This is a genomic window from Ochrobactrum sp. SFR4 (genome assembly GCF_019730395.1).
Taxonomy (GTDB): domain Bacteria; phylum Pseudomonadota; class Alphaproteobacteria; order Rhizobiales; family Rhizobiaceae; genus Pseudochrobactrum.
In genome coordinates, this window is the sequence record NZ_JAAPBB010000105.1 from 1 (window position 1) to 568 (window position 568).

At 46.0% G+C, this 568-nt stretch carries 1 protein-coding gene; it reads right to left on the reverse strand.

Annotated features, from left to right (window positions below; genetic code table 11):
* Positions 1 to 354, reverse strand: a 354-nt coding sequence (locus tag HBA93_RS18070; RefSeq protein ID WP_221724217.1) for an IS110 family transposase, incomplete at its 3' end; no start/stop codon positions are given.
* Between the last annotated feature and the right edge of the window lie 214 nt (positions 355 to 568).

Sequence of the window (568 nt, forward strand, 5' to 3'; positions counted from 1 at the left end):
GGCCTGTTGTTGTTCGCTCTTTATAGGTACGAAACGCATTGTAGGGCGACTAACAGCTTCGCATATAGCTTCGGCATCTGCCGCATCATTTTTCTGCCGCTTTACATAAGGCTTGACGTAAACTGCTGGCATTAATCGCACATCATGCCCTAATTCCTGCAGCGAGCGCGCCCAATGATGAGCACTGGCGCAAGCCTCCATTCCAATTAGACATCGTGGGATGCGACTGAAGAATGGCAAAACATCGCTTCGTGACAGTTTTCGGCGTAGAATGACACGCTCCTGACTATCAACTCCATGAATTTGAAAAACGTTTTTAGCTAAATCAATTCCTACCGTCGCAAGTTCTGACATAACCGTTCTCCTTGGTGGCTTTTAAAAACAACCACACTATCGCACAAAAGCGGATCAGGAGGCCGTCCACCACATCAAGTCCATTCTCAGTCAGCATAAATGTTGGCTCAAGTTTCTCAAACCCTTGTTATGAGTTGGCATGGATTGCCAATATTGCCTTGCTATCTGAACCTAGCAATAATTCACCTATGATCACGAAAGACGGACATATAGC